Origin of the sequence: Streptomyces polyasparticus, from assembly GCF_014493765.1 — a bacterium.
Classification (GTDB): domain Bacteria; phylum Actinomycetota; class Actinomycetes; order Streptomycetales; family Streptomycetaceae; genus Streptomyces; species Streptomyces polyasparticus.
The window spans coordinates 1-22,648 of record NZ_JACTVJ010000038.1 but is presented as its reverse complement, the minus strand read 5'-3'; the positions used below and the strand labels follow the sequence as shown (position 1 = coordinate 22,648).

The window sequence follows — 22,648 nt, the reverse complement described above, 5'->3', positions numbered from 1 at the left end:
CCCCGCCGGCGTCGCCGACACCCCCCGCTTCCTGAGCCGCAAGGAGGAACCAGGGCATGCGCAGAAGAAAACCGGCCAGACGGTTATGGACCGCCGCCACGGCCGCACTCGCGCTCCCGCTCGCCACCCTCGTCACGCTGCCGACCACCGCTGAAGCAGCGGCGGTTGCGTGCAGCGTCGACTACAAGACCAATGACTGGGGCTCCGGCTTCACGGCCGATCTGACGATCACCAACCGCGGTACGGAGGCGATCGACGGCTGGACCCTCACCTACGCGTACACCGGTGACCAGAAGCTCGCGGGCGGCTGGAACGGCACCTGGTCGCAGTCCGGCAAGAACATCACCGTGAAGGACGCCGGGTACAACGCGAAGATCGCGGCCGGCGCCGCCACGTCCACCGGCGCGCAGTTCGCCTACAGCGGCGCGAACGCGGCGCCCACGAGCTTCGCGATCAACGGCACTCCCTGTACGGGCGCCCATCAGCCCCCGGTCACGGTGCTCACCAGCCCGAAGGCCGGCGCGGTCTACTCGGCCGGTGACCCCGTGCCGATGGCCGCCACCGCGGCGGCCGCCGACGGGGCCACCGTGAGCAAGGTCGAGTTCTACGACGACACCACGCTGCTCGGCACGGACACCACCGCGCCGTTCGAGCTCGCCGCGGGCAACCTCGCGGCCGGTACGCACTCCCTGTACGCGAAGGCGTACGACAGCATGGGCGCGTCCGGCGAGTCTGCGCCCGTCGGCATCACGGTCGCGGCGGGTCCCGCCCTGGTCGCCACGCCGTCCCAACTCGCCGTCCAGCAGGGCAAGTCGGGCACCTTCGACGTCAAGCTGTCCACGCAGCCCACGGCGAACGTGACGGTCTCCACCGCCCGCACCGCCGGCAACACGGGCCTGTCCGTGTCCTCCGGGGCGAGCCTGACCTTCACCCCGTCGAACTGGAGCACGGCCCAGAAGGTGACGGTGGCCGCCGACTCCTCGGGCACCGGCGCCGCGACCTTCACGGCCACCGCGCCCGGGCATGCGAAGGCCGAGGTCACGGTCACCCAGCTGGCCGGCTCCTCGACGTACGACGCCCGCTTCCTGGATCTCTACGGGAAGATCACCAACCCGGCGAACGGCTACTTCTCGCCCGAGGGCATCCCGTACCACTCGGTCGAGACCCTGATCGTCGAAGCCCCGGACCACGGCCACGAGACGACCTCCGAGGCGTACTCGTATCTGCTGTGGCTGCAGGCCATGTACGGCAAGGTCACCGGCGACTGGACCAAGTTCAACGGGGCCTGGGAGATCATGGAGAAGTACATGATCCCCACGCACGCGGACCAGCCGACGAACGCCTCCTACAACGCGTCCAAGCCGGCCACGTACGCCCCCGAGCACGATCTGCCGTCCCAGTACCCGGCGAAGCTCGACCCGTCGGTGTCCGTGGGCAGCGATCCGATCGCGGGTGAGCTGAAGAGCGCGTACGGCACCGACGACATCTACGGCATGCACTGGCTGCAGGACGTGGACAACGTCTACGGGTACGGCAACGAGCCCGGCAAGTGCGAGGCGGGACCGACCGCCACCGGGCCCTCGTACATCAACACCTTCCAGCGCGGTGCGCAGGAGTCGGTGTGGGAGACCATCCCGCAGCCGACCTGCGACGCCTTCAAGTACGGCGGGAAGAACGGGTACTTGGACCTGTTCACCGGCGACTCCTCGTACGCCAAGCAGTGGAAGTTCACCAACGCGCCGGATGCCGACGCGCGGGCCGTGCAGGCCGCGTACTGGGCCGACATCTGGGCCGAGCAGCAGGGCAAGGGCTCCGCGGTCTCGGCGACCGTCGGCAAGGCCGCCAAGATGGGCGACTACCTGCGGTACTCGATGTACGACAAGTACTTCAAGAAGGTGGGCAACTGCACCTCGCCCAGCTGCCCGGCCGGCACCGGCAAGGACTCCTCGCACTACCTGATGTCCTGGTACTACGCGTGGGGCGGCGCCGTCGACACCTCGGCGGGCTGGTCCTGGCGTATCGGCTCCAGCCACGCACACGGCGGCTACCAGAACCCGCTCGCCGCGTACGCGCTCTCCTCGTACGCCGACCTCAAGCCCAAGTCGGCGACAGGGCAGGCGGACTGGGCCAAGTCGCTCGACCGGCAGATGGAGTTCTACCGCTGGCTGCAGTCGGACGAAGGCGCCATCGCCGGCGGCGCGACCAACAGCTGGGGCGGCGCCTACGGTGCGGCGCCGGCCGGTACACCGACCTTCTACGGCATGTACTACGACGAGAAGCCGGTCTACCACGACCCGCCGTCGAACCAGTGGTTCGGGTTCCAGGCGTGGTCGATGGAGCGGGTCGCCGAGTACTACCAGCAGACGGGCGACGCCGAGGCGAAGGCCGTGCTCGACAAGTGGGTCGACTGGGCCCTGTCGGAGACGACCGTGAACCCCGACGGCACGTTCCGGATCCCCGCCACACTCCAGTGGTCGGGCAAGCCGGACACGTGGAACGCCGCAAGTCCCGGTGCCAACGCCGGACTTCATGTCTCGGTGGCCGACTACACCAACGACGTCGGTGTGGCGGCCGCGTACGCCAAGACCCTGACGTACTACGCCGACCGGTCCGGTGACGCGGAGGCGAAGACCACGGCGAAGGCGCTCCTCGACGGCATGTGGGAGCACCACCAGGACTCGCTCGGAGTCGCGGTGCCCGAGACGCGCACCGACTACAGCCGGTTCGACGACGCCGTGTACGTGCCGAGCACCTTCACCGGCACCATGCCGAACGGCGACACGATCGACTCCTCGTCGACCTTCCTGTCGCTGCGCTCCTTCTACAAGGACGACCCCAACTGGTCGAAGATCGAGACCTACTTGGCGGGCGGCGCGGCACCGACGTTCACGTACCACCGGTTCTGGGCCCAGGCGGACATCGCACTCGCCATGGGGTCCTATGCGGAGCTGCTCGAATAACGCCCCGCGGCAAGCGGCTCCGTGCATGACGGGCCGGGCGGGCCTCCTCCCCGAGGTCCGCCCGGCCCGCTCCCCTGTGCGCCACCCCTTTCCCCGACCCTAGGAACCCCCATGCCCAGACTGGGAAGATCCCGGCGTCCCCGCCTGCTCGTCGCGGCCGTACTCGCCCTGGCGGCAGGGCTGTTGACGAGTACGGAAGCCTCAAGCGCCCCCACCCCCGCCCCCGCCCCGCGTATCGCCGCAGACTCCTCCACCTGGACCAACGCCCGTATCGACGGCGGCGGCTTCGTGCCCGGCATCGTGTTCAACCGCAGCGAGAAGAACCTGGCCTACGCCCGTACGGACATCGGCGGCGCCTACCGCTGGGAGCAGAGCACCAAGTCCTGGATCCCGTTGCTCGACGCGGTCGGCTGGGACGACTGGGGCCACACCGGTGTCGCCTCGATCGCGACCGACGCCGTGGATCCGGACCGGGTGTACGCGGCGGTCGGCACGTACACCAATGACTGGGATCCCGGCATGGGCGCGATCCTGCGCTCGGCCGACCGCGGGGCCACCTGGAAGAAGACGGACCTGCCGTTCAAGGTCGGCGGCAACATGCCGGGCCGCGGCATGGGCGAGCGGCTCGCGATCGACCCGCACGACAACGACGTGCTCTACTTCGGCGCCCCGAGCGGCAAGGGCCTGTGGCGCTCCACAGACGCGGGCGTGACGTGGTCCGAGGTCACGGCATTCCCCAACCCGGGTACGTACGCGCCCGACCCTTCCGACACCTCCGGCTACAACTCGGATCTCCTGGGCGTCACCTGGGTGACCTTCGACGAGTCGACGGGCTCCGGCTCCGGCCGTACGCAGACCCTCTACGCGGGCGTCGCCGACAAGGAGAACGCGGTCTACCGCTCCACCGACGCCGGTGCCACCTGGCAGCGGCTGCCCGGCCAGCCCACCGGCTACCTGCCGCACAAGAGCGTCCTCGACGCCGCGAACGGCCATCTGTACCTGGCGTACAGCGACAAGGGCGGCCCGTACGACGGCGGCAAGGGACAGGTGTGGCGGTACTCCACCAAGACCGGCGAGTGGAAGGACATCAGCCCGGTCGCCGAGGCGGACGCGTACTACGGGTTCAGCGGTCTCACCCTCGACCGGCAGAAGCCCGGCACCGTCATGGTCACCGGATACAGCTCCTGGTGGCCCGACACCATGATCTTCCGCTCCACGGACAGCGGCACCACCTGGACGAAGGCCTGGGACTACGGCCCGGACGCGAACCGCGTGAACCGCTACACCATCGACGTCTCCTCCTCGCCCTGGCTGACCTGGGGCGGCAGCCCCGCGCCGCCCGAGCAGACGCCGAAGCTCGGCTGGATGACGGAGGCCCTGGAGATCGACCCGTTCGACTCGGACCGGATGATGTACGGGACGGGCGCGACGATCTACGGCACCGAGGACCTCGGCAAGTGGGACACGGGCGGCACCTTCTCGATCCGCCCCATGGTCAAGGGACTTGAGGAGACTGCAGTCAACGACCTGGCCTCTCCCCCGTCGGGCGCCCCGCTCCTGAGCGCGCTCGGCGACCTCGGCGGCTTCCGTCATACGGATCTGTCGACGGTGCCCCCGATGCTGTTCACCTCACCCACCTTCACCACCCTGGACTTCGCGGAGACGAAACCGGATGTGGTGGCACGCGCGGGCAACGTCGAGTCGGGCGCACATGTCGCGCTCTCCGGCGACAACGGCGCGACCTGGCGGGCGGCGGGCGCCGAGCCCTCGGGCGTGACGGGCGGCGGCACGGTCGCGGTGTCCGCGGACGGCGCCCGCTTCGTGTGGAGCCCGGACGGTGCCGGTGTGCAGACGGGCACGGGCGGGGCGTGGACCGCCTCGGCCGGGGTGCCGGCGGGTGCGGTGGTCGAGTCCGACCGTGTGGACGCCTCCACCTTCTACGCCTTCAAGTCCGGTGTCTTCCATACGAGTTCGGACGGCGGCGCGACCTTCACCGCGAAGGCCTCCTCCGGTCTGCCCACCGACGGCAACGTCCGCTTCAAGGCCGTGCCCGGCGCCAAGGGCGACATCTGGCTGGCGGGCGGCTCGACGAAGGGCCCGTACGGGCTGTGGCACTCGACGGACGGCGGCGCGAGCTTCACCCGGCTCGCGGGCGTCGAGCAGGCGGACACGATCGGGTTCGGCAAGGCGGCGCCCGGCACCACGTATCCGGCGCTCTACACCAGCGCGAAGATCGGCGGGGTCCGCGGCATCTTCCGCTCGACCGACGCCGGGGCGTCCTGGACCCGTATCAACGACGATGCGCACCAGTGGGGTTGGACGGGCGCGGCGATCACCGGTGATCCGCGGGTGTACGGCCGCGTGTACGTGTCGACGAACGGGCGCGGCATCATCGTCGGCGACACGGCGGACTCCCCTCCCCCGGGCGGGGAGGAACCGGGCACGTGCGCGGTGACGTACAAGGTGACCAACCAGTGGTCCGGCGGCTTCCAGGCCGACGTGACCGTGCGGAACACGGGCACGGCGGCCTGGGACGGCTGGACGCTCGGCTGGTCGTTCCCCGACGGGCAGAAGGTCGCCCAGGCGTGGAACGCGCAGGTCACGCAGTCGGGCGCCGCGGTCACCGCGAAGGACGCCGGCTGGAACGGGCGGATCGCCCCGGGTGCGAGTGCCGCGTTCGGCTTCACGGGGAGCTGGACGTCGGCGAACGGGAAGCCGGCGGAGTTCACGGTCGCCGGAAAGAAGTGCACCACCGGCTGACCGTCAACTCCCTTGTTCTCACGGCGTCGTGATCACCGGTCGCGGCGCCGTGGCCATCCTGTCGCCGAGGAAGAAGCTCGGGTGCGGGGGCTGGTTGTAGGCCGTGTTCTGCCAGGCGAGGCCCGTGCGGTACATCGTGTCGTGCAGGAGCGTCGTGATGCGGGTGCCCGTCTCGTACGGGGTCGCGTAGATGCGCAGCGCCCTGTTGTCGCTCGTCGGCCAGACGACCTCCTCGCGCCAGTCGCCGAGGAGGTCGCCCGACAGGGAAGGGGTGGCCTTCGTAGAGTTGTTGGAGTGGACGCCCGCGCCCGTCAGGAGACGGGTGTCGCCGGAGGTGCCGTACTTGTCGATACGGGTGCCGTCGAGGAGTTCACGGGTGGTGTCGCCGTCCCACCAGGACAGGAAGTTGGTGGAGGACGGCTTGCGGGAGCCGACGACCGTGCCCTTGGGGTTGCGGATGCCGGACTCGGCCGATGACCAGGACTCGGCGCCCGCGCTGCCGGCCCAGATGTCGCCGGAGACCCCGCGGCCGTTGTCGCCGTTGGCGGGCGTCGACCACAGGATCGTGCCCGTCCTCGCGTCGGCCATCCACGAGGAGGGCTTGGAGCTGTCCTCGGAGACCTTGAACTCCTCCAGACCCGCGCGCGACGGGTCCAGATCGCCCACGTGCATCGCGTCGCCGTGCCCGTTCTTCGTGGTCCACAGGCCCGCCCCGTTGTCGTCCACGGTCATCGCCCCGTAGACGATCTCGTCCCTGCCGTCGCCGTCGACGTCCGCAACGGACAGCTGGTGGTTGCCCTGGCCGTCGTATCCCTTGCCCGTGTTCGTCGAGGAGTTGGTGTCGAAGGTCCAGCGCCGGGTGAACCTGCCGTCGCGCCAGTCCCAGGCGGCGATGACGCTGCGTGTGTAGTAGCCGCGCGCCATGATCAGGGACGGGCGGGCGCCGTCGAGATAGGCCGTGCCGGCCAGGAAGCGGTCCACACGGTTGCCGTACGAGTCGCCCCAGGACGAGACCGTGCCGCGCGCGGGCACATAGTCGACGGTGCCCATCGCGGCGCCGGTCTGTCCGTTGAACATGGTCAGGTACTCGGGACCGGAGAGGATGTAGCCGGATGAATTGCGGTGATCCGCGGCCGAGTTGCCGATGACCGTGCCCCGGCCGTCCTTCGTGCCGTCCGCCGTCTTCAGGGCGACCTCGGCCTTGCCGTCACCGTCGTAGTCGTACACCTGGAACTGGGTGTAGTGCGCCCCCGAGCGGATGTTGCGGCCGAGGTCGATCCGCCACATGCGGGTGCCGTCGAGCCTCACCGCGTCCACGATCGTGTTGCCGGTGTAGCCGGACTGCGAGTTGTCCTTGGCGTTCGTGGGCTGCCACTTGAGCACGAACTCGAGGACGCCGTCGCCGTCGAGGTCTCCCACGGACGCGTCGTTGGCCTCGTAGGTGTAGGCGACGCCGTCGGGCGTGGAGCCGCCGGCGGGCGGGGTCAGGGGGACGTCCTTGTAGCCGGTGCGGAACTGCAGGGCGTGCGGTGAGTCCGCCTGCTCGGCGCCGTTCACGACGGCGCGGACCGTGTAGTCGGCGTGGGCGGGCGCGCCGGCGTGGAAGTAGTTCGTGGAGCCGGTGACGGGTGCGGAGTTGACCTTCGTACCGGCGCGGTAGACGTTGAAGGACACGCTGTCCGGGTCGGTGCCGAGCCACCGCCAGCTGACCAGGTTGCCGGTGCCGGTGTGCACGCTGACCAGGCCGCGGTCGAGCTTCTCGGCCTGGCGTGCAGTGGCGGCCTCGGCGTCCTCGCCGGGCAGGAAGGCGATCCCGGTGACGGCGAGGACGGCGGCCGCAGCGGTCGCGAGGGGGCGGTGGCGTCTGCGGTGAGAACGGGGGCGGGGGTGAGTGCGGGGCATGCGGGCTCCTGGGGGGGGGATGGGAACGGACCTGCACTGTCGTTCCGTCAGTTGCCGCTGTTCGACGTGGAGTTGCCGCCCCGAGGGCAGGAGTTGCCGAGCCAAAAGGCATCAGTTGCCGAGCCCAAGGCAGGAGATGCCGCGCCCCCTATATATAAGGAACACCTCAGGGGCTGTATCGACCCCCTCCCCCGATACAGCCCCTGAGCGCCCCCGGGGAGGCCAGGTGTCCCCGGGACCGTTCCGTCTCCCCTACTCCACGTCGAGCCGGCCGGTGCGGGCCACCTCTCCGTACCAGCGGGCGCTGGACTTGGGCGTACGGGTCTGGGTCTCGTAGTCCACGTACACGGCGCCGAAGCGCTTGCTGTAGCCGTAGGACCACTCGAAGTTGTCCAGGAGGGACCACAGGAAGTAGCCGCGCACGTCCGCTCCCGCGCGGATCGCGCGGTGCACGGCGGCGAGGTGGTCACGGACGTAGGCGATGCGCTCGGGGTCGTGGACCTGACCGGCGTCGTCGGGCTTGTCCTCGTAGGCGGCGCCGTTCTCGGTGACCATCAGCGGGAGGCCGGGGGCCTCCGCCGAGTAGCGCATCAGGAGGTCGTAGAGACCGGAGGCGTCGATCGGCCAGTCCATGGCGGTGAGTTCACCGGGCGCACGGTGGAAGGCCACACCGTCGGCGCCGGGCCACGGGGAGTAGTCGCTGACGCCGTGCCCGTCCTGACGGGGACCGTCGGTGTCCGTGGCCGCCGAGACGACGGTGGGTGTGTAGTAGTTGATGCCGAGTACGTCGAGCGGCTGGCGGATCCGCTGGAGGTCGCCGTCCTGTACGAAGGACCAGTCGGTGATCCGCGCGGTGTCGGCGAACAGGTCCTCGGGGTAACGCCCGTGCAGGATCGGATCGCTGAAGACACGGTTGGCCAGCGCGTCGATCCGGCGGGCCGCGTCCACGTCGGCGGGGTCGTCGCTCTTCGCCCGTACGACCGCGGGGTTGAGGGAGATCGCCAGGCGGGCGCGGGCCGGCAGGGCGGAGCGCAGCGCGCTCGCGGCGAGCCCGTGGCCGAGGTTGAGGTGGTGGGCGGCGCGCAGGGCGGCGAGATCGTCGGTGCGGCCGGGGGCGTGCACACCGGAGCCGTAGCCGAGGAAGGCGCTGCACCAGGGCTCGTTGAGGGTGGTCCACAGCTCCACGCGGTCGCCGAGCGCTTCGGCCACATGGCCCGCGTACTCGGCGAAGCGGAACGCGGTGTCGCGCTCCGGCCAGCCGCCCGCGTCCTCGAGCTCCTGCGGGAGGTCCCAGTGGTAGAGCGTGAGCAGCGGGGTGATGCCGTGCGAGAGCAGCTCGTCGGTGAGCGCGCGGTAGAAGTCGAGTCCGCGCTGGACGGCGGGCCCGCGTCCGGTGGGCTGGATACGGGACCAGCTGACCGAGAACCGGTAGGCCTTGACGCCGAGTTCGGCCATCATCGCCACGTCGTCGCGGAAGCGGTGGTAGTGGTCGACCGCTATGTCGCCGGTGTCGCCGGCGAGCACCTTGCCCGGGGTGTGGCTGAACGTGTCCCAGATGGAGGGGGTGCGGCCGTCCTTCTGGGCGGCTCCCTCGATCTGGTAGGCGGCGGTGGCGGTGCCCCAGAGGAACTCCGGCGGAAAGCTCAACGGCATGGGAGCGCTCCCAAATGATGTCGGTACGGGTGGAGGAGGGCGAGCGGGGAGAGCGGAGAGCAGCGAGAGCGGGATGCGCGGGCCCGGTCGGTGCCGGGCCCGCGGGACCGTCAGCTCTTGACCGCTCCGGCGGTGATGCCGCCCACCACGTGCTTGCCGAGGAAGGCGAAGACGAGCAGGAGCGGAACCGTGGAGATCAGCGCGCCGGTCAGCACGACGGACTGGTCGATGGTGTGGTTGCCCGCGCCGAGTCCGGCCAGGGCGACCTGGAGGGTCGGACTGCCTTGTGTGGTCAGGGCGATGAAGGGCCAGAAGAAGTCGTTCCAGGACTGCACGAAGACCAGCATCCCGAGCACCGCCATCGCGGGCCTGGCCACCGGGAAGACCACGTGCCAGATCACCCTCAGGCTGTTGGCCCCGTCCACGCGGGCCGCCTCGACGAGTTCGATGGGCAGCGCCTCGATGAGGAACTGCCGCATGAAGAACACCCCGAAGGCCGCCACCATGGAGGGCAGGATGACCGACTGCAGCTGGTCGAACCAGCCGAGCTCGGTGATGATCTGGTACAGCGGGATCACGCTGAGCTGCGGCGGGATCGTCATCGTCGCGACCACGAGGGCGAGCAGGACGCCCCGCCCGGTGAAGCGCAGTTTGGCGAAGGCGAAGCCGGCCAGGGTGGCGAACAGGACGGTGGACAGGCTCACCAGGCCTGCCACCACAGTGGTGTTGACCAGGGCGATGCCCATGTCGGCGTCGTTCCAGGCGCGCGTGAGGTTCGACATCAGCTCGTCGCCGAACCACAGCGGGGCGGGCGCCGACACCACGCGGGCGGTGTCGTTCGAGGCGGCCACCAGGTTCCAGTACAGCGGGAACAGGGAGACCAGCGCGGCCAGGACGAGGAAGACGTACGTCAGCGGTCCTGCGTGCTGCTGGCGTCCCGCGCCCTGCCGGAAGCGGAAACGGAAGCGGCCCTGCGGCGGTTCTGAAGCGGGCGCGGTGCGCTCGGCGGTCTCGGTGACTGCGGCCATGGATCAGCCCTCCAGCTTGCGGCGGTTGAGACGCTTGAACAGAACCTGTACGAGGCCGATGAGCAGCAGCAGCGCCAGCATCACCCAGGCGATGGCGGAGGCCTGGCCGAGTGCGCCGGTCACCCAGCCCTTCTCGTACATGAGGAGGCTGAGCGTCTGGTACTGGCCGCCGCTGCCTCCGCTGATGCCGATCGAGCCGCCGTACAGCATCGGTTCACCGAACAGCTGGGTGGAGCCGATCGTGGAGACCACGATGGTGAACAGGATCGTGGGGCGGATGGAGGGGATGGTCACCGAGATGAACTGGCGCCAGCGCGAGGCGCCGTCGATGGCCGCGGCCTCGTAGAGCTCGCCGGGGACCGCCTGCATCGCGGCCAGGTAGATCAGGGCGTTGTAGCCGGTCCAGCGCCAGATGACGATCGTCGAAATGGCGATCTGCGCGGGCCACTTGGAGGACTGCCAGTCCACGGGATCGAAACCGACCCAGCCGAGCGCGGAGTTGATCAGGCCGTAGTCGGCGTTGAAGAGCTGCGTGAAGACCAGCGTGGCGGCGGCGATCGAGGTCGCGTACGGGGCGAGCACGGCGACGCGGAAGAAGGCGCGGCCGCGGAGCTTGTAGTTGAGCAGATGGGCCAGGCCCAGGGCCATGAGCAGCTGCGGGACGGTGGAGATCACGCCGAGGGTGAAGGTGTTGCGCAGCGCGTTCCAGAAGAACTGGCTGTCCCACAGGCGTATGTAGTTGTCCAGGCCGCGCCATTCGCCCTCGCCGCCGAGCGAGATCTGGTGCAGCGAGAGCCAGCCCGTGTAGAGCAGCGGGAAGAGGCCGAAGGCGGCGAAGCAGAGGAAGAACGGGGCGACGAAGGCGTACGGGGTGGCCTTGAGGTCCCAGCGGTAGAGGCGGCTGCGCCAGCTCTGCTTCTCCGGCGGGCCTGCGGACGAGCGGACCGGCCGGCCTGCGGGGGCGGGCGGGATGGGCGGCGAGTCGTTCGCGGCCCGGGCGGAGGTGGCCACTCGGGGCGTCCTTCCGGTCGGGTGGGGGCGGTGGTTCATGGCGCCCCGGGTGCGCGGAGCGCGGGGTGCGGGATCCGGGGCAAGGCGGGAGCGGGTCGTACGGGCGACTGCCCCGCAGGCCGTACGGACGGCTGCCCGGCGGGGAGGCCTGCCGGGCAGCCGCGGCCGGTGCCGTACTACTGGTCGATCTTGTCCTCGACCAGCTTCTTCACGTTGTCCCAGGCCTTGGCCGGGTCGGTGCCCTGCTTCTCGATGTCGAGGATGCCGTTGTCGGTGAGGAAGGTCTTCACCTGGCCGTCATGGGCGCCGATCGGCGCGGAGGTGACGTCCTTGGCGATCGTCGTGTAGATCTGCCCGACCGGGGTGTCGCCGAAGTAGTCGACCTTGGTGTTCTGCACCTCGGTCGAGGACAGGGCGTCGGTGCGGGACGGGATGTTGCCGTTGACGCCGAAGACCTTGATCTGCTGCTCGGGCGCGGTCAGCCACGCGGCGAGCTTGGTGGCCTCGGCGACGTTCTTGCCGGCCTTGGGGACGCCCAGGAAGGAGCCGCCCCAGTTGCCGTTCTGCGGCGGGGCCGCGATGTCCCACTTGCCCTTGTTCGCCGGTCCGGCCTGCTCGGCGATGATGCCGGTCATCCAGGACGGGCAGGCGACGGTGGCGAACTTCGAGTTCTTGTACGCGGCGTTCCAGGTGCCCGCCTCGTCGAACTGCCGGAGACCGGCGGTGATCTTGGCGTCGACGGCGGAGACCGCGAGGTCCCAGGCCTTCTTCACACCGGGGCTGGTGTCGTAGACCAGCTTGCCGCTGTCGTCGGAGTACTGCTGGGGCTGGCTGGAGAGCACGGCGTTGAACAGGCCGCTGCCGGAGTCGTGGAAGAAGGTGTCCTTGGGCGCCTTCTTCTGGTACGTCTTGCCGGCCTCGACGAACTTCGCCCAGTCGCCGGCCCAGAGCTTGCCGACCTCTTCACGGTCGGTGGGCAGCCCGGCCGCCTTGAAGAGGTCCTTGTTGTAGCAGACGGCCATCGGGCCGATGTCGGTGCCGAGCGCGATGGTGGCCCCGTCCTTGGTGGTGGCCTGGCCCGTCTTCCACTCCGGGAAGCCGGCCACGTTCGCACCCTGGTCCTTGGACAGGTCGACCCACTTGTCGGCCATGGTCGGGCCGGTGGCCTCGGCTATGTAGCCCACCTCGATGGCCTGGACGTCGGCCACACCGCTGCCCTGGGACATCCGCAGCTTGAGGGCGTCCCAGTACTTCTGCCCGTCGGCGACGTTCGTCTCTTTGATCTTGATGTTGGGGTTGAGCTTCTCGTACTCGGCGTAGAGCTTCGCGCCGTTCTCGTTGTCGAAGCCGAAGGAGCCGAAGGTGCCGACCGTCAAAGTGATCTTCTTGCCGTCGGAGCCGCTGCCACCCCCGCTGTCGCCGTCGTTGTCGCTCGCGCTGCAGCCGGCGGCGGTCGCGACCACGGTGGCGGCGGCCGCGAAGGCCATCCACCGACGTGCCGTACGGGTACGTGCTCGCATTGCGTCCTCCTCGCCCTGACGTGTCTACCCCCCGGCCAACTCACCTTCCTGATTGGCGAGTTGGGGCGTGCGGCCCGGGCGGGGAACGTGCGGGATGTGTTTTGTCAGGTACCGTGGGAGCGCTCCCATCGGCGATGTGTTGAAGGTTCGCCGCTAGCGCAGCGAAGTGTCAAGGGCACGGACGGTGGGACTTTCCTCGGTTACCAGCCTGTTAGATTCCGCTCACTCGTTCGGCGTTACGGTGATCAGACCCCCGACCTTGGAGGCAGACATGGCGACCCGGCAGGGCTTCGCCCGCAGCGGCGGACGGCCCACCCTCGAAGAGGTGGCCGCCCGCGCCGGCGTCGGGCGCGGCACCGTCTCGCGCGTGATCAACGGCTCGCCGCGCGTCAGCGACGCGACCCGCGAGGCCGTGGAGCGCGCGATCGCCGAGCTCGGCTACGTGCCGAACAACGCGGCCCGCGCCCTCGCCGCCAACCGCACCGAGGCGATCGCGCTCGTGATCCCCGAGCCGGGCCCCCGGGTCTTCACGGAGCCCTACTTCGCGGAGATCGTCCGCGGCGTCAGCGCCGCCCTCGCCGACACCTCGCTGCAGCTGCTTCTCACCATGGCCGGTTCCGACCGCGAACGCCGGGGCCTCGCCGACTACTTCGGCGCGCACCGCGTGGACGGCGTCCTCTTCGTCTCGCTGCACGCCGACGACCCGCTCCCCGATCTCCTCGACCAGCTGGCCATTCCCACCGTCGTCTCGGGCCCGCGGTCCGCGGACGAACCCCTCGCATCGGTGGACTCCGACAATGCGGGCGGTGCGCGTCTGGCCGTCTCGCATTTGCTGGCGCGAGGCCGTACGAAGATCGCGGCGATCACCGGAAAGCTCGATGTGTACGGCGCTCAGCGGCGCCTGGCCGGCTACCGCGAGACGCTCGCCGACGCGGGTGTCGGTGTGGACGAGACCTTGATCGAACCGGGTGACTTCTCGGAGGAGAGCGGGCGCCTGGCGATGGAGGCACTCCTTGCCCGCAGGCCCGATCTGGACGCGGTCTTCGCCGCCTCCGATGTGATGGCCGCGGGCGCGCGGCAGGTCCTGCGCGAGTCCGGCCGCCGCATCCCCGAGGACGTGGCCCTGATCGGCTACGACGACTCCCCCATCGCCCGCCACCTCGACCCGCAGCTCACCAGCGTGCGCCAGCCGATCGCGGAGATGGGCCGCGCGATGACCGAGATCCTTCTCGCCGACATCGCGGACCCGCGCCCCGCGGCGGCCCGCCGCCTGGACCGGCCGCAGCTGGTGCTGCCTTCGGAGCTAATGGTGCGGGCCTCGTCCTGACGCGGTCGGCCAGGGCTCGGAGCCGCAATCGGCCGGGGCCCGGCGCGCATTGGGTACAGGGCTCCAAGCGCCGCGGTACAGGGCTCCCAGCGCCGCGGTACAGGAAGCGAATCCCGCCCCCACGGCAACCCAGGGACCCCTCGGCGGCAACCGGTCGGTGTCAGGACGCACCCGCCCCCCACACCCACCGCCCCCTTGATGAGGTCTTCATGGTGCAGTCAGCTCCACGTGCCCGCAGCCGCCACCGCCGCCCCAGACATGTGCTCGCCGCCGTGCTGGCCACGGCCCTCCTTGGCGGGCTCGGCACGTTCACCGTCGACCGGTTCGCGGGCGCGGCCGACGACGAGGCGCCGTCCGCGCCGGTCAACAGCGCGGCCGCGGCCCTCGCCGCCTCCCGCGTCGCGGAGAAGCTCGACCGGGGCCTGGTCGCCGTGCCGGCCTCCGGCGGGATCCTCGTCAGCTGGCGGATGCTCGGCGACGACCCCAGTGACGTGTCGTTCCGGCTGTATCGCGGAAGCACACTGATCGAGGAGACGAGCAAGACCAACTTCCTTGATACGGCGGGGAGTTCGAGCGACATGTATGAGATACGGGCCGTCGTCGGCGGGACCGAGAAGCCCGGCGGGAAGGCCAGGGCCTGGGCCTCGGGGCGGCAGGACATCCCGCTGCAGAAGCCGGCGGGCGGGACCACCCGGGACGGGGTCGCCTACACCTACTCGGCCAATGACGCCTCGGCCGCCGACCTCGACGGCGACGGTCAGTACGAGCTGGTCCTGAAGTGGGTGCCGTCGAATGCGACGGACGTGGCCAACTCCGGCACCTGCACGGGTCCGACGATCTACGACGCGTACGAGCTGAGCGGCGAGCGGTTGTGGCGGATCAACCTCGGGACCAATGTCCGCAGCGGATCGCACTACGACTCGTTCCAGGTGTACGACTACGACGGGGACGGCAGGGCCGAAATGGCCGTGCGCACCTCGGACGGGTCCAGGGACAGCGCGGGGACCGTCATCGGGAGCGCCACCGCCTCCCATCTCGCCGACAACTGCGCCGTGTTGAGCGGGCCCGAGTATCTGTCCGTCTTCGACGGACGGACCGGCCGGGTCATGGACTCCGAGCCCTTCCAGCCCGCGCGCGGCAGCGTCGCCGACTGGGGCGACACCTGGGGCAACCGGGAGGGGCGGCTGCTTTCGGCCACCGCGTATGTGAGCGGCTCGAAGCCCAGCATGATCTTCAGCCGCGGCATCTACGAGCGCATCGCGATCGCCGCGTACGACTGGGACGGCACGCAGATCTCCCGCCGCTGGACCTTCGACTCGAACAGTTCCACCAATTACGGCAAGGGCTACGACCAGCAGGGCAACCACAATCTCGCCGTCGCCGACGTGGACGGCGACGGCAAGGACGAGATCCTGTACGGCGCGATGGCCGTGGACGACAACGGCGGCGGGCTGTGGACCACCAAGCTGGGGCACGGGGACGCACTGCACGTCGGCGATCTGAATCCGGCGCGCCCCGGCCTCGAATCCTTCAACGTGCATGAGCACACCGACTCCGCGTACGGCTTCGAGATGCATGACGCGCGGACGGGGCAGGTCCTGTGGGGCAGCAGGACGGGGACGGACGTGGGGCGCGGTATCTGTGCCGATCTGACGCGGGAGCACGCCGGGGCCGAGTGCTGGTCGAGCGGTGGCGGTCTGTACGCGGCGAACGGGACGAAGATCAGTGACGCGGTGCCGGCGTTCGGCGGGGCGGCCTCGTACAACTCCGCGATCTGGTGGGACGGTGATCCCCACCGCGAACTGCTCGACCACCGCTGGTCGGGGACGGCCGGTTCCGGCTACGGGCAGATCCTCAAGTACAACGGGACGGCCGAGCTGACCCGGATCTGGGCCGACACCGAGGCCCGCTCCAACAACTGGACGAAGGGCAATCCGGCGCTGACCGCGGATCTGCTCGGGGACTGGCGCGAGGAGATGCTCTGGCGCAACGCCGACTCCACCGCGCTGCGGCTCTACACGACCCCGCACCCGACCGAGTACCGGCTGCCGACGCTGATGCACGACCCGGTGTACCGGCTCGGCGTGGCCTGGCAGAACACCGGCTACAACCAGCCACCGCAGGTGAGCTACTACCTCGGCACGAAGTAGCGGCGGGGCCGGCGGGAGAGCGCGACAAAGGGGGCGGGTGGACCACTCCACCCGCCCCCTTTCGCCCTGCCCTCAAGTCCCCGGGAAACGGACCACGTTGCGACCATTGACACCTCCCCGAGCGCATCGGCTACTGTCACGCCAGCATTTCGAACGTGTGACGAAATCTCGAACAACCGGGAAGGTCAACTGCCGTGCGCATCACCGGCATCAGCACCCATGTGGTCGGCACCCCTTGGCGCAATCTCACCTATGTACAGGTGCACACCGACGAGGGTCTCACCGGTATCGGTGAGACCCGGATGCTGGGGCACACCGACGCCCTCGTCGGCTATCTGCGCGAGGCGGAGGCCAACCACATCCTCGGCTCGGACCCGTTCGCGGTCGAGGACCTCGTCAAGCGCATGAAGTACGGCGACTACGGGCGGGCCGGCGAGATCGTCATGTCCGGTATCGCCGTGATCGAGATGGCCTGCTGGGACATCAAGGGCAAGGCGCTCGGCGTCCCCGTGTGGCAGTTGCTCGGCGGCAAGGTCACCGACAAGGTCAAGGCCTACGCCAACGGCTGGTACACCACCGAGCGGACCCCGGAGGCGTACCACAAGGCCGCGCAGCAGGTGATCGCGCGCGGGTACAAGGCGCTCAAGATCGACCCGTTCGGCACCGGGCACTTCGAGCTCGACCACGAGCAGAGCCTGTACGCGGTCTCGCTGATCGAGGCCGTACGGGACGCGATCGGCCCGGACGCCGAGCTGATGCTGGAGATGCACGGCCGGTTCTCGCCTGCCACGGCCGTACGGCTCGCCAAGGACCTGGCGCCGTTCAAGCCGGCGTGGCTGGAGGAGCCGGTGCCGCCGGAGAACCTCAAGGCCCTGGAGAAGGTGGCCGCGAAGGTGGACATCCCGATGGCCACGGGCGAGCGGATCCACGACCGCATCGAGTTCCGCGAGCTGTTCGAGAGCCAGGCCGTGGACATCATCCAGCCGGACGTCGGCCACATCGGCGGCATCTGGGAGACCCGCAAGCTGGCCGCGACCGCCGAGACCCACTACATGCTGGTCGCGCCGCACAATGTCGGCGGTCCGGTGCTGACCTCCGCCTCGCTCCAGGTCGGTTTCTCCACGCCGAACTTCAAGATCCTGGAGCACTTCAACGACTTCGCGGACGCGGACATCAAGAAGGTCGTGAAGGGCGCACCCGAGGTGGTCGACGGCTACTTCCACCTCAGCGACGCCCCCGGTCTCGGCGTCGAGCTCGATGTCGACGCGGCCGCCGAATTCCCGCAGCAGCAGGCCCGGTTCGACCTGTGGGCCGAGGGCTGGGAGAAGCGCGACCCGACCGGGAAGACGGACCGGTGACGTACGAAGCGGTCGTCCTCGACGGGCCCGGCGCCTGGCGGCTCGAGCCGCTGGGCGCCGAGCCGCCACCGCCCGGCGAGGTGCGCTGCCGGGTGCACGCGGCCGGGATCTGCGGCAGCGACCGCGAGCTGTTCGACGGCAACCGGCCCGCTGGCTATGTCCGTTACCCGCTCACGCCCGGCCACGAGTGGGCGGGCACGGTCGAGGCGGTGGGCGAGGGAGTCGACCCCGCACTGGCCGGGCGCAAGGTGGTGGCGGAGGGTTTCCGCAACTGCCAGCGGTGCGAGCGGTGCCGGGCCGGGGAGACCAGCCTGTGCACGGCCGCGTACGACGAGACGGGCTTCACGCGGCCCGGCGCCTTCGCCTCGTATGTGACGGTGCCGGCCCGGCTGCTCCATCTCCTGGACGAAGAAGCCGACTTGAGCGCGGCCGCCCTGCTCGAACCCTCGGCGGTCGTGGCCTCCGCGGTCCTGAAGGGCGCGCCCCGGCCGGCCGAGCGGATCGCGGTGGTCGGCGGCGGCACCCTCGGGCTGCTGGCCGTACAGCTGCTCGCCGCATACTCACCGGCCGAGCTCGTCCTGGTCGAGCCGCGGCAGCAACGGGCCGAGCAGGGCGGGCGGTTCGGGGCCACCCGGCAGCTGCATCCCTCGGATGCGGGGGCCGAGGCCGGCCGATTCGACCTGGTCGTCGAGACCGCGGGGGCCGCGCACTCGGCCGCGCTCGCCGTGAGCCTGGCCCGCCGCGGCGGGCGCGTGGCGCTCACCGGCATCCCGGCCCCCGGTGCGGCCGGCATCGACCCGATCGCGCTGGCCATGCAGCAGACCACGGTGTACGGGGTGTTCGGCGCCCCGTCCGAGGCCTGGTCGTATGCCGTGCGCGCCTTCGGCTCGGGTGTCCTCGACCCCGCGCCGCTGATCACCCATGAACTGCCGCTGAACGCCTACGACAAGGCCGTATCCCTGGTGGGCAGCGGGGATCCGGAGGTCGGGAAGGTTCTGCTGCGGCCTTAGTGCCGCTGCGGGAGCGTCCGGGCCGGGCGCTCCCGCACCACGGGACGGGCTTCCTTCCTGAAGGCCCCTGTCGTCACCCATACCCCGACTTCCAAACGTCGTCCGAGATTTCGAACAACCGAAAGGACCGCCGTGCCCCACTCCCCCGGAGAACCGGCCCTGAGCCGTCTCGGCTTCGGCGCCGCAGAGCTGCGCGAGGCCGACAGCTCCTCGTATGCCTTTCCCGACGGCGGGCGCTGGCGCACCGAGGTACCGAGTGTCGAAGGACCCGAGGTGCTCGCCGCCGTGCTCAAGGAGAGCGCGCAGCTCGATGTGCCGGTGCACCGCATCAGCCAGGGCAGCGGCATCTGGATGCTCACCGACGCCGAGATAGCCGAGATGGTCGCGGCCTGCGCCGAGCGCAACATCGAGCTCTGCCTGTTCACCGGCCCGCGCGGCACCTGGGACGCGGGCGCCGCTACCCGCACCCCGTCCGGCGGCGCGGGCCTGCGCGCCCGCGGCCACGACCAGCTGGCCGGCTGCGTCGAAGACGCCCTGCGCGCCGCCGAGTTGGGTGTGAAGTGCCTGCTCGTCGCCGACGAGGGCGTGCTGTGGCTCCTGCACCGGATGCGCGCCCAGGGTGTGCTGCCCGCCGACACCACCTTCAAGGTCTCCGCGCTGGTCGGTCCGGTCAACCCGGCCTCGTACAGCGTCTGGGAGCGCCTCGGCGGTGACTCGCTCAATGTGCCCTCGGACCTCACGCTCCAGCAGTTCACGGAGATCCGCAGGGTCAGCGGCGCCCCCGTCGACCTCTATGTCGAGGCACCCGACGACCTCGGCGGCTATGTGCGGATGTACGACGTGGCCGAGCTGATCCGCAGGGCCGCGCCGGTCTATCTCAAGTTCGGCCTGAGCAAGGCGCCCGGGATCTATCCGTACGGCGCCCATATGCGCGACACCGCCCTGGCCACCGCGCGCGAGCGGGTCCGCCGCGGCCGGCTCGTGCTCGATCTGCTCGCCCGGCTCGGCGCCGACTCCGGGATGTCCCCGCTCGGTTCGCGCCTGCCCGGTGACCTGGAGCGCTTCCCGCTGCCGCAGGACCCCCCGGCCCAGGACTGATCCGCCACCGGCACCCGCACCCCCCACCCGCCCCCGTACGCCCCGAGAGGACCTACCGACCATGCGCAACCACCGCAGCACCCGCATCATCACCTCCCTTGTGGCCCTCACCGCCCTCACCGCCCTCACCACCCTGTCCGCCTGCGGCCAGGACAGCGAGGGCGGCTCCAAGGAGCAGAAGTCCGGTGACGCCAAGGGCGGCACCGTCGGCATCGCCATGCCCACCAAGTCCTCCGAGCGGTGGATAGCCGACGGCAAGAACATGGAGAAGGAGCTCGAGGCCAAGGGCTACAAGACCGATCTGCAGTACGGCGACGACAAGGTCGAGAACCAGGTCGCGCAGATCGAGAACATGATCGCCAAGGGCCACAAGGCCCTGGTGATCGCGGCCATCGACGGCTCCTCGCTCACCGACGTCCTCGGCCGCGCGAAGGAGGCCGGGATCCCGGTGATCTCCTACGACCGCCTCATCCGCGGCACGGAGGCCGTCGACTACTACGCCACCTTCGACAACCACAAGGTCGGCGAGCTGCAGGCCAAGTACATCGTCGACTCCCTGAAGCTGGACGAGAACACGGGCGAGAAGTTCAACATCGAGCTGTTCGCGGGCTCGCCGGACGACAACAACACCAAGTTCTTCTTCGACGGCGCGATGGAGACCCTCAAGCCCTATATGGACAAGGGCCAGTTGGTGGTCAAGTCCGGGCAGAAGGAGCTCAACCAGGTCACCACGCTGCGCTGGGACGGCGGCACCGCGCAGAAGCGCATGGACGACCTGCTCTCCAAGAACTACGGCAGCGACGACGTGGACGCCGTCCTCTCCCCGTACGACGGCATCTCGATCGGCATCCTGTCCGCCCTGAAGGGCGCCGGATACGGCAGTGGCGGCAAGGAGCTGCCGGTGGTCACCGGTCAGGACGCCGAGCTGGCCTCGATCAAGTCGATCATCGCAGGTGAGCAGACCCAGACCGTCTACAAGGACACCCGCAAGCTCGCCCAGCAGGCCGCGCAGATGGCGGACGCGATGCTGACCGGCGGCACGCCGCAGACCAATGACACCAAGTCGTACGACAACGGCAACAAGGTCGTCCCGGCGTACCTCCTGGACCCGGTCAGCATCGACAAGACCAACTACCAGACGCTGGTCGACGAGGGCTACTACACCGAGGGCCAGCTGAAGTGAGCACGTCCGTCACCGAACAGCACGACGCGGTGGCCCCCGTCCTTCAGATGCGGGCCATCACCAAGACCTTCCCCGGGGTGAAGGCACTGTCGGGGGTCGACCTGAGCGTCGCCCCCGGCGAGATCCACGCGATCTGCGGCGAGAACGGCGCCGGCAAGTCGACCCTGATGAAGGTGCTCAGCGGCGTTCATCCGCACGGGAGTTACGAAGGGGAGATCCTCTTCGAAGGGCAGGGCTGCGCGTTCAAGGACATCGGCGCCAGCGAGCAGCGCGGGATCGTGATCATCCACCAGGAGCTCGCGCTCGTCCCGTATCTCTCGATCGCGGAGAACATCTTCCTCGGCAACGAGCACGCCAGCCGCGGCATCATCTCCTGGAGCGAGACGCTGCGGCACGCGGCGGCCCTGCTCAAGCGGGTGGGTCTCGGGGCCGAGAAGCCGCAGACCCGGATCGCCGATCTCGGCGTCGGCAAGCAGCAGCTGGTGGAGATCGCCAAGGCCCTGTCCAAGCAGGTCAAGCTCCTGATCCTGGACGAGCCGACGGCCGCTCTGAACGACGAGGACAGCCGTAAACTCCTCGACCTGATCCTGGAGTTCAAGGCCCAGGGCATCGCCTGCATCCTCATCTCGCACAAGCTGAACGAGGTGAAGCGGGTCGCCGACCGCGTCACGATCCTGCGCGACGGCCGCACCATCGAGACGCTCGACGCGGCCGAGGCGAGCGAGGACCGGATCATCCGCGGGATGGTCGGCCGCGATCTCGACCACCGCTTCCCGGAGCGGACCGCGTACGAGGGTCCGCACTCGGTGGCCCTCGCCGTCGAGGACTGGACGGTGCGCCACCCGATCGACCACGAGCGCAAGGTGGTCGACGGCGCCTCGATCGAGGTGCGGCGCGGCGAGATCGTCGGCATCGCGGGCCTGATGGGCGCGGGCCGCACGGAGCTCGCGATGAGCGTGTTCGGCCGCTCCTACGGGGTGTACGACGGGGGCCGCGTCCTGGTCGACGGCCAGGAGGTCTCCACCCGTACGGTCCCGGACGCGATCAAGCACGGGCTCGCGTACGTCACCGAGGACCGCAAGACGTACGGCCTGAACCTGATCGACGACATCAACCGCAACATCTCGCTCGCCTCGCTGCCGAAACTGGCCCGGCGCGGAGTGGTCGACGAGCACGCGGAGCGGCGGGTCGCCGAATCCTTCCGCACCTCGCTCAAGATCAAGGCACCCACGGTGTACGAGACGGTCGGCCGGCTCAGCGGCGGCAACCAGCAGAAGGTCGTGCTCGGCAAGTGGATCCACGCGGATCCCGAGGTGCTGATCCTCGACGAGCCGACCCGAGGCATCGACGTCGGCGCGAAGTACGAGATCTACACGGTCATCGACCAGCTCGCGGCGCGCGGCAAGGCGGTCCTGTTCATCTCCTCCGAGCTGCCCGAACTGCTCGGCATGTGCGACCGCGTCTACACCATGGCCGCCGGCCGTGTCACCGGTGAGGTGGCCCGGGCGGATGCCACCCAGGAAGTCCTCATGCGCCAGATGACCCAGCATGCCGGCAACGCAGGAAACAGGAACGTAAGGGACGACTCGTGACACTCCCCCGCCTAAAGGCGGGGGCTTCTCGGCTCGCGCCGGGAAGCTTCCTGCTTCATAGCCGACTGCCCGCCCGGCCTACGCCGTTGGGGTCTT

At 69.7% G+C, this 22,648-nt stretch carries 14 protein-coding genes; 9 read left to right on the top strand and 5 right to left on the bottom strand.

Features of this window, described 5'->3' with window-relative positions; translation table 11 throughout:
- Positions 1 to 56: 56 nt before the first annotated feature.
- Positions 57 to 2,960, top strand: coding sequence for a glycoside hydrolase family 48 protein (locus tag H9Y04_RS43215; protein ID WP_187819748.1), 2,904 nt, complete (start codon positions 57 to 59; stop codon positions 2,958 to 2,960).
- 111 nt (positions 2,961 to 3,071) lie between these two features.
- A complete protein-coding gene (locus tag H9Y04_RS43210) occupies positions 3,072 to 5,720 on the top strand; it encodes a cellulose binding domain-containing protein (protein ID WP_187819747.1) in 2,649 nt (882 codons plus the stop codon).
- An 18-nt stretch (positions 5,721 to 5,738) separates the two neighbouring features.
- Here H9Y04_RS43210 and H9Y04_RS43205 read toward each other — a convergent pair whose 3' ends face one another.
- The 5 genes from H9Y04_RS43205 to H9Y04_RS43185 all read right to left on the bottom strand — a co-directional run bounded on the left by H9Y04_RS43205 (position 5,739) and on the right by H9Y04_RS43185 (position 12,834).
- Positions 5,739 to 7,622, bottom strand: a complete 1,884-nt coding sequence (locus H9Y04_RS43205) for a rhamnogalacturonan lyase (RefSeq protein ID WP_187819746.1) — start codon at positions 7,620 to 7,622, stop codon at positions 5,739 to 5,741.
- 252 nt (positions 7,623 to 7,874) lie between these two features.
- Complete coding sequence (locus H9Y04_RS43200; RefSeq protein WP_187819745.1) at positions 7,875 to 9,275, bottom strand: GH1 family beta-glucosidase; 1,401 nt, start codon at positions 9,273 to 9,275, stop codon at positions 7,875 to 7,877.
- A 110-nt stretch (positions 9,276 to 9,385) separates the two neighbouring features.
- Positions 9,386 to 10,303: a carbohydrate ABC transporter permease gene (locus tag H9Y04_RS43195; RefSeq protein WP_187819744.1), complete on the bottom strand. Its 918-nt coding sequence runs from the start codon at positions 10,301 to 10,303 to the stop codon at positions 9,386 to 9,388.
- 3 nt (positions 10,304 to 10,306) lie between these two features.
- On the bottom strand, positions 10,307 to 11,314 hold the full coding sequence (locus H9Y04_RS43190; protein ID WP_187819743.1) for a carbohydrate ABC transporter permease: 1,008 nt from the start codon (positions 11,312 to 11,314) through the stop codon (positions 10,307 to 10,309).
- Between the two features lie 176 nt (positions 11,315 to 11,490).
- A complete protein-coding gene (locus tag H9Y04_RS43185) occupies positions 11,491 to 12,834 on the bottom strand; it encodes an ABC transporter substrate-binding protein (protein ID WP_187819742.1) in 1,344 nt (447 codons plus the stop codon).
- Between the two features lie 271 nt (positions 12,835 to 13,105).
- Between H9Y04_RS43185 and H9Y04_RS43180 the strand changes: the two genes are divergently transcribed.
- The 7 genes from H9Y04_RS43180 to mmsA all read left to right on the top strand — a co-directional run bounded on the left by H9Y04_RS43180 (position 13,106) and on the right by mmsA (position 22,552).
- Entirely contained in the window at positions 13,106 to 14,161 is a 1,056-nt protein-coding gene (locus tag H9Y04_RS43180) for a LacI family DNA-binding transcriptional regulator (protein WP_187819741.1), read from the top strand.
- Between the two features lie 209 nt (positions 14,162 to 14,370).
- The gene (locus H9Y04_RS43175; RefSeq protein ID WP_187819740.1) at positions 14,371 to 16,311 is read left to right on the top strand and encodes a rhamnogalacturonan lyase; all 1,941 of its coding nucleotides are present in this window, start codon (positions 14,371 to 14,373) and stop codon (positions 16,309 to 16,311) included.
- Between the two features lie 194 nt (positions 16,312 to 16,505).
- Positions 16,506 to 17,669 carry a mandelate racemase/muconate lactonizing enzyme family protein gene (locus H9Y04_RS43170; protein WP_187819739.1) on the top strand — a complete coding sequence of 388 codons (1,164 nt, stop codon included), beginning with the start codon at positions 16,506 to 16,508 and terminating at the stop codon, positions 17,667 to 17,669.
- Positions 17,666 to 18,679 (top strand): zinc-dependent alcohol dehydrogenase, encoded by a 1,014-nt coding sequence (locus tag H9Y04_RS43165; protein ID WP_308802033.1) that lies wholly within the window; start codon positions 17,666 to 17,668, stop codon positions 18,677 to 18,679. The genes H9Y04_RS43170 and H9Y04_RS43165 overlap by 4 nt, the downstream gene beginning before the upstream one ends.
- 132 nt (positions 18,680 to 18,811) lie before the next feature.
- Entirely contained in the window at positions 18,812 to 19,777 is a 966-nt protein-coding gene (locus tag H9Y04_RS43160) for a hypothetical protein (protein ID WP_187819737.1), read from the top strand.
- Between the two features lie 61 nt (positions 19,778 to 19,838).
- Positions 19,839 to 20,960 carry a multiple monosaccharide ABC transporter substrate-binding protein gene (gene chvE / locus H9Y04_RS43155; protein ID WP_187819736.1) on the top strand — a complete coding sequence of 374 codons (1,122 nt, stop codon included), beginning with the start codon at positions 19,839 to 19,841 and terminating at the stop codon, positions 20,958 to 20,960.
- A 47-nt stretch (positions 20,961 to 21,007) separates the two neighbouring features.
- Positions 21,008 to 22,552 (top strand): multiple monosaccharide ABC transporter ATP-binding protein, encoded by a 1,545-nt coding sequence (gene mmsA / locus H9Y04_RS43150; protein ID WP_187819773.1) that lies wholly within the window; start codon positions 21,008 to 21,010, stop codon positions 22,550 to 22,552.
- The last annotated feature ends 96 nt before the right edge of the window (positions 22,553 to 22,648 follow it).

Bases quoted from the DNA above. Each gene is read 5' to 3' on its own strand.
- H9Y04_RS43215 (WP_187819748.1), top strand. From the start codon at position 57: ATGCGCAGAAGAAAACCGGCCAGACGGTTATGGACCGCCGCCACGGCC.
- H9Y04_RS43210 (WP_187819747.1), top strand. From the start codon at position 3,072: ATGCCCAGACTGGGAAGATCCCGGCGTCCCCGCCTGCTCGTCGCGGCC.
- H9Y04_RS43205 (WP_187819746.1), bottom strand. From the start codon at position 7,622: ATGCCCCGCACTCACCCCCGCCCCCGTTCTCACCGCAGACGCCACCGC.
- H9Y04_RS43200 (WP_187819745.1), bottom strand. From the start codon at position 9,275: ATGCCGTTGAGCTTTCCGCCGGAGTTCCTCTGGGGCACCGCCACCGCC.
- H9Y04_RS43195 (WP_187819744.1), bottom strand. From the start codon at position 10,303: ATGGCCGCAGTCACCGAGACCGCCGAGCGCACCGCGCCCGCTTCAGAA.
- H9Y04_RS43185 (WP_187819742.1), bottom strand. From the start codon at position 12,834: ATGCGAGCACGTACCCGTACGGCACGTCGGTGGATGGCCTTCGCGGCC.
- H9Y04_RS43180 (WP_187819741.1), top strand. From the start codon at position 13,106: ATGGCGACCCGGCAGGGCTTCGCCCGCAGCGGCGGACGGCCCACCCTC.
- H9Y04_RS43175 (WP_187819740.1), top strand. From the start codon at position 14,371: ATGGTGCAGTCAGCTCCACGTGCCCGCAGCCGCCACCGCCGCCCCAGA.
- chvE (WP_187819736.1), top strand. From the start codon at position 19,839: ATGCGCAACCACCGCAGCACCCGCATCATCACCTCCCTTGTGGCCCTC.
- mmsA (WP_187819773.1), top strand. From the start codon at position 21,008: ATGCGGGCCATCACCAAGACCTTCCCCGGGGTGAAGGCACTGTCGGGG.